General features: G+C 58.9%; 6 protein-coding genes. 3 read left to right on the plus strand and 3 right to left on the minus strand.

Annotated elements, in window-relative coordinates:
• Positions 1-87: 87 nt before the first annotated feature.
• Complete coding sequence (apbC, locus tag RYB09_RS24605) at positions 88-1,182, plus strand: iron-sulfur cluster carrier protein ApbC (protein ID WP_316890612.1); 1,095 nt, start codon at positions 88-90, stop codon at positions 1,180-1,182.
• Between the two features lie 150 nt (positions 1,183-1,332).
• Here apbC and RYB09_RS24610 read toward each other — a convergent pair whose 3' ends face one another.
• A complete protein-coding gene (locus tag RYB09_RS24610) occupies positions 1,333-1,542 on the minus strand; it encodes a cold-shock protein (protein WP_002554837.1) in 210 nt (69 codons plus the stop codon).
• 319 nt (positions 1,543-1,861) lie between these two features.
• Between RYB09_RS24610 and dcd the strand changes: the two genes are divergently transcribed.
• Positions 1,862-2,428: a dCTP deaminase gene (gene dcd / locus RYB09_RS24615; RefSeq protein WP_002554836.1), complete on the plus strand. Its 567-nt coding sequence runs from the start codon at positions 1,862-1,864 to the stop codon at positions 2,426-2,428.
• 112 nt (positions 2,429-2,540) lie between these two features.
• On the plus strand, positions 2,541-2,762 hold the full coding sequence (locus tag RYB09_RS24620) for a hypothetical protein (protein ID WP_058401645.1): 222 nt from the start codon (positions 2,541-2,543) through the stop codon (positions 2,760-2,762).
• A 66-nt stretch (positions 2,763-2,828) separates the two neighbouring features.
• Here the strand turns inward: RYB09_RS24620 and pdeM are convergent, their stop codons facing one another.
• Positions 2,829-3,485, minus strand: coding sequence for a ligase-associated DNA damage response endonuclease PdeM (pdeM, locus tag RYB09_RS24625; protein ID WP_058401646.1), 657 nt, complete (start codon positions 3,483-3,485; stop codon positions 2,829-2,831).
• Complete coding sequence (locus RYB09_RS24630; RefSeq protein ID WP_122280759.1) at positions 3,482-5,974, minus strand: ligase-associated DNA damage response DEXH box helicase; 2,493 nt, start codon at positions 5,972-5,974, stop codon at positions 3,482-3,484. Before RYB09_RS24630 ends, pdeM begins: the two co-directional genes overlap by 4 nt.
• Positions 5,975-6,099: the final 125 nt, after the last annotated feature.

Raw genomic sequence — 6,099 nt, forward strand, 5'->3', positions numbered from 1 at the left:
GGGCAGGGTTCAGTGAAATCATGTCGGCTACGGACAGAACAGGTACGATAGCCGGCTGTTTCACTCAGTCTTTTACGGAGTAAGCCCATGAGCGCAGTCAATCGCGCAGCGGTGGAGACGATTCTTCGCCAGTACACCGACCCTTATCTGAATCAGGACCCGGTCAGTGCCGGTTGCGTGCGGTCCATCGATATCCAGGGTGCGCAGGTCAGCGTGCAACTCGAACTGGGCTATGCCGCCGACCTGTTCAGGAACGGCTGGGCGCAAGTGCTGAAAACCGCCATCGAGAACCTGGACGGCGTCAGCTCGGCCACGGTTGCCATTAAAAGCGTGATCAGCGCGCACAAGGCGCAGAGTCAGATCCCCGGTCTAGCCAATGTGAAAAATATCGTGGCTGTCGCGTCGGGCAAGGGCGGTGTCGGCAAGTCCACCACGGCGGCCAATCTGGCACTGGCACTGTCTCGCGAGGGTGCACGGGTCGGTATCCTCGATGCAGATATCTATGGGCCGAGTCAGGGTGTGATGTTCGGTATTGCCGAAGGCACGCGGCCAAAGATCAAGGACCAGAAGTGGTTCGTGCCGGTCCAGGCTCATGGCATTGACGTCATGTCGATGGCGTTTCTGACCGATGACAACACGCCTATGGTCTGGCGCGGGCCGATGGTTTCAGGGGCGTTGCTGCAACTGGTCACGCAGACTGCCTGGAATGATCTGGACTATCTGGTTATCGACATGCCGCCCGGCACAGGCGATATCCAGTTGACGCTGGCGCAGAAAGTCCCGGTTGCCGGTGCCGTGATTGTCACTACGCCTCAGGATCTGGCCTTGCTGGATGCGAAGAAGGGTGTCGAGATGTTCCGTAAGGTCAACATCCCGGTGCTGGGCGTCGTGGAAAACATGGCGGTGCACATCTGCTCCAACTGCGGCCATGCCGAGCATCTGTTTGGTGAGGGCGGGGGCGAGAAGCTGGCGTCGCAGTACAATGTCGAGTTGTTGGCATCACTGCCGTTGTCGATGCTGATTCGCGAGCAGGCAGATGGCGGTAAGCCTACCGCTATTGCCGAGCCTGAAAGTCAGATTGCGATGGTGTATCAGGAGTTGGCGCGTCACGTTGGCGCACGAATCGTCTTGCAGGAAGCTGTAAGCCCGGCGATGCCGACCATTTCTGTCAGCGACGATTGATGCTGTAGCGATGTTCTGGCGGGGAGGCGCAGCGAGTTGGCGTCTCTCGGTCAGGCTTGGTGCATGGCTTTACGGGTAAGCAGATGCTCAAACGACAGGCAATAAAAAACCCCGCTTTTAAGGGCGGGGTTTTAAGCGAATCAGTACAAGTTAGATAACTTGAACTTCTTCAGCTTGCATGCCTTTCTGACCGCGGGTAGCGATGAAAGAAACCTGTTGGCCTTCTTTCAGGCTTTTGAAGCCGTCGGATTGGATAGCTTTGAAGTGCACGAACAGGTCGTCACCGGATTGTGGAGTGATGAAGCCGAAGCCTTTTTCATCGTTGAACCACTTAACGGTACCAGTTTGGCGATTGGACATAGTATATCTCCTTGGACAAAGTTAACTGCGGCGTAGGAAGAGCCCTGGCCGAGACTGAGTGCAAAGAGCTGGAAAATTCATGGAGATGGTTGGATCGAAATTCAACATCGTGTAGAGATTCTCAGTGACACAAGCAACACAGTGACGCCACCTTAACCCTTTTTTCCGAACGTGCCAATGGTCTGTTGATGATTATTTCCATTCGCAGTGAAAGAGCCCGGCCTGTCACGCAAACTCGCTACCGGTTGCCTTTGAACCGTCGGCCCCGGCCCGGTAAGATGCCGGATATCTTTTTTACCTCGCTATTCAGGACACCGCCATGAGCATCAAATCGGACAAGTGGATTCGCCGCATGGCGCAGGAACACGGGATGATCGAGCCCTTCGTCGAGCGCCAGGTACGTGGTGAAGGGGCTGACAGGGTGATCTCCTTCGGCGTGTCCAGCTACGGCTACGACGTGCGTTGCGCCGACGAATTCAAGGTGTTTACCAACATCAATTCGGCCACGGTCGATCCGAAAAACTTTGATGAAAAAAGCTTCGTCGATATCAAGAGCGACGTGTGCATCATTCCCCCCAACTCGTTCGCACTGGCACGCACCGTCGAATACTTCCGCATTCCGCGGAACGTTCTGACCATCTGCCTGGGCAAAAGCACCTACGCGCGTTGCGGCATTATCGTCAACGTCACGCCGCTTGAACCAGAGTGGGAAGGCCATGTGACGCTGGAGTTCTCCAACACCACGACATTGCCGGCCAAGATCTACGCCAATGAAGGCGTGGCGCAGATGCTGTTCCTTGAGTCCGATGAGGAATGTGAAGTGTCCTACAAGGATCGAGGCGGCAAATACCAGGGCCAGCGCGGCGTCACCCTGCCTCGCACCTGATTTGCCGGTCAGGTGATTAGTGGAATTGAATTAATACTCTATTTCGCACTCTATCTGCTCACATGCTTTCGCATAATCGATATGTGCGACGGCCTTTGATCTGGAGTGCCCTATGAAGACTACTTTCAAAATCTCTGAACAGGTTGAATCTCCGCTTAACGAGATCGGGCTGCTGGCCTGGTCATTGATGGCTCATTCAGACCTGCTTCCCGAGCTGAATGTGGTCGGTGGTGGCATTCCGGGTGATCCAGGGCCAGATACTCCTTTTCCGGAGCCCACTGAGCCAGGTGGACCTACCGTTCCTGACGAGCCGCCACCTGCTCCGGTTGCCTGATTACCGGTTCCCTGCTTCTCCTTGTGAGGGGCAGGGGACTCTTGTCTTATACGGCTGAGAGCGACGCTACACTACTCGCCATACCGCATAACCGCCTGTCACATAGACTGAGCACTCCTGCGCCGGACGAATCTGAAACCCACCCGTAAACTCACCGAACGCTGGCAGCAGGCTGACGCTTGGGCCCAGGTAGAAGCACGCGAGTCGCAAGCTTTGCCTGCCACGCCCATGCAGCCGGTAAACCGGGTGAACGTGCCCGGCCAGTACGTGCAATTGCGGGTGTGGGTCAGGCTCGTGTTGCAAGGAAAAAGGGCCCAGCATCAGGGGTTCGGGAACCACATCAATGCCCAGATAGGCGGGTGGATCGCCCGCCCGTTTGTCATGGTTGCCGCGGATCAGGGTAATGCGTAGCGCCGGGTGTTCGCCCCGCCATTGTTCCAGTGCCGCGAGCGTGCCCGCTGCGTGTGATTCCGGCGCGTGCAGAAAGTCGCCCAGAAAGATCAGATGATCGCAGGCATACGCATCGAGCAGGCTGTCCAGTCGTCGCAGATTGGCTTGAGTGGTGCCGTGTGGCACTGGTTGACCCAGCTTGCGGTAGGCCGCTGCCTTGCCAAAGTGCGCATCGGCAATCAGCAAGGATCGTTCTGCGGGGTAGTAGATGGCCTTGTCGGCCAGCAGCCACAGCTCTTCTCCCGCCAGTGTTATCGCGACGTACGGCTTCATTGCTCATGCTCCGGACCTGCGGCTTTCTCCAGGTCGCGGACCATGCGCGCAATGCGGTCAGCGAGTTTTTCCGAACTGAGACTTTCGCGGAAGCGCTCTACCAGTAGAGGAAAAGCCAACGGGGTCGCGCGCTTTATCGCATGCAGGTCCAGCCTGCGACTGTTGATCTGGCGCAATGTCAGCTCCAGACGCTGCAGATCCAGCTCCTGGCGTAGCACTTCCTGTTCGGCCTGGGTCAGCAGCATGTTGTCAGCGTCGTATTGCTTGAATACCTCAAAGAACAACCCGCTCGATGCCTGAAGTTGTCGATTGCTTTTCGCCGCACCCGGGTAGCCGGAAAACACCAGTCCCGAGATGCGGGCAATTTCGCGAAAGCGTCGCAGCGCCAGTTCGCCGGCATTCAGACTGGCAATAATGTCGGCCAAAAGATCGGTCTCGCTGAAAAGGTCAGCCTGCAATGCCTGGGCCCAGTCAATCTCGCTGGCGCTGAGCAGTTCCAGCCCGTAGTCGTTGACGGCGATGGAAAAGGTCAACGGTCGATGCTGGCTCAGACGCCAGGCCAGCAGACTACCCAGCCCCAAATGCACGTGCCGACCGGCGAACGGGTAGAGAAACAGGTGCCAGCCTTCACGGGATTTAAGGGTTTCAGCCAGCAGCGTGTCGCGTTGCGGTAGCCCGGACCATTGTTGCTGCACTTCCAGCAAGGGTTTGATGGCTTGCATTTCCGGGCTGGTGAATTCACCCCGTGCCGCCGCATCGAACTTCTCCACCACGGCGTCCGCCAGTTCGCTGGAAAGTGGCATTCGACCACCGTTCCAGCGTGGCACGGCGGCTTTCTTGCCCGTAGCCCGCTTGACGTAGGCGGTCATGTTTTCCACCCGGACCAGCTCCAGCAGGCGCCCGCCGAACAGAAAGCCGTCACCAGGTTTGAGCCGGGCGATGAAACCTTCTTCAACGCTGCCCAGCGAGCCGCCACCGCCGCCTTTTTTCCAGTACTTCAGGTTAACGGTGGCTTCGCTGACGATGGTGCCGACGCTCATGCGGTGGCGCCTGGCGAGACGCGCATCGGGAACACGCCAGATACCCTGTTCATCCGGTTCGGCGCGGCGGTAATCGGGGTAGGCGGTCAGTGAGTGGCCGCCGTTGCGCACAAAGGCCAGCGCCCATTGCCATTGCTCGTCGCTGAGGTCGCGGTAGGCCCAGGCGCTGCGCACTTCGGTCAACAGCTCATCGGGCATGAAGCCACCGCCCAGCGCGATGCTGACCAGATGCTGGACCAGAACGTCCAGCGGCTGCTGTGGTGATTCGCGCGGCTCGATCATCCGCGCGGCGACGGCGTCATGAGCGGCAGCAGCTTCGACCAGTTCCAGGCTGTGGGTCGGCACCAGCGTGACACGCGAAGGGCGACCCGGCGCGTGGCCTGAGCGTCCGGCACGCTGCATCAGCCGTGCGACACCTTTAGGCGAGCCGATTTGCAACACGCGCTCGACCGGCAGAAAGTCGACGCCCAGATCCAGGCTCGATGTACACACCACGGCCTTGAGCGCGCCTTCTTTCAGCGCGCGTTCGACCCAGTCACGGACCTCTCGCGCCAGCGACCCGTGATGCAGGGCAATCAATCCGGCCCAGTCCGGGCGCGCTTCGAGTAGCGCCTGATACCAGATTTCCGATTGCGCCCTTGTATTGGTGAACACTAGGCAACTGGCGCTGCTATCCACCTCGGAGACCACTTGCGGCAGCATGCGCAGGCCCATATGCCCGGCCCACGGGAAGCGTTCGATGGAGGACGGCAACAGCGTATCGACCTGTAAATCCTTGACGATCTTGCCTTGCACGGTCACGCCGCCGTCGCCGATCAGTACGTGCTGCGCATGCTCCTGATTGCCCAGCGTTGCCGAAATGCCCCACACGATCAGTTGCGGATTCCATCGCCGCAGACGCGCCAGTGCCAATTGCAGCTGCACGCCGCGCTTGTTGCCGATCAGTTCGTGCCATTCATCCACCACCACCATTTTCAGCGTCGACAAGGCGACCTGGGCATCGGCACGAGTCAGCAGCAGCGTCAGGCTTTCAGGGGTGGTGATCAGGGCAGAGGGCAATCGCCGGCTCTGCCGGGCGCGTTCGCTGCCGCTGGTATCGCCGGTGCGCAAGCCCACCGACCAACGGATATCCAGTTCGGCCAACGGCGCCTCAAGGGCGCGTGCGGTATCGGCGGCCAGGGCGCGCATGGGCGTGATCCACAGCACACTCAGCGGTTCAGCGGGCGGTTTGCGTTTACGAGGTTTGTTGTCAGCGGTGAGCGCATTGGCTTTGGCAAAGCGGTTGAGCGCGGCAAACCAGACTGCATAAGTCTTGCCTGAGCCGGTACTGGCATGCAGCAGGCCGGACTCACCTTTCTTCACCGCCGCCCAGACCTCCTTCTGAAAAGCGAACGGCTTCCAGCCCCGGGCGAGAAACCATCGTCGAGCGAAATCGGTGGGTCTGCTCATCCGTTTGCGTGTGCTCTGAGTGGCGTTAAGTCAGAGACAGCGAAGAAAGGGTAATAGTTTTAAATGGTTATATGGCTGGAGCATGCGGAATCTCAACTATCGTGCGCCGCTCCGCGTCGCATGCC

Source organism: Pseudomonas syringae group sp. J254-4 (assembly GCF_032586855.1).
Lineage (GTDB): Bacteria > Pseudomonadota > Gammaproteobacteria > Pseudomonadales > Pseudomonadaceae > Aquipseudomonas > Aquipseudomonas amygdali.

Bases quoted from the DNA above. Each gene is read 5' to 3' on its own strand.
- RYB09_RS24610 (WP_002554837.1), bottom strand. From the start codon at position 1,542: ATGTCCAATCGCCAAACTGGTACCGTTAAGTGGTTCAACGATGAAAAA.
- pdeM (WP_058401646.1), bottom strand. From the start codon at position 3,485: ATGAAGCCGTACGTCGCGATAACACTGGCGGGAGAAGAGCTGTGGCTG.
- dcd (WP_002554836.1), top strand. From the start codon at position 1,862: ATGAGCATCAAATCGGACAAGTGGATTCGCCGCATGGCGCAGGAACAC.
- RYB09_RS24630 (WP_122280759.1), bottom strand. From the start codon at position 5,974: ATGAGCAGACCCACCGATTTCGCTCGACGATGGTTTCTCGCCCGGGGC.
- RYB09_RS24620 (WP_058401645.1), top strand. From the start codon at position 2,541: ATGAAGACTACTTTCAAAATCTCTGAACAGGTTGAATCTCCGCTTAAC.
- apbC (WP_316890612.1), top strand. From the start codon at position 88: ATGAGCGCAGTCAATCGCGCAGCGGTGGAGACGATTCTTCGCCAGTAC.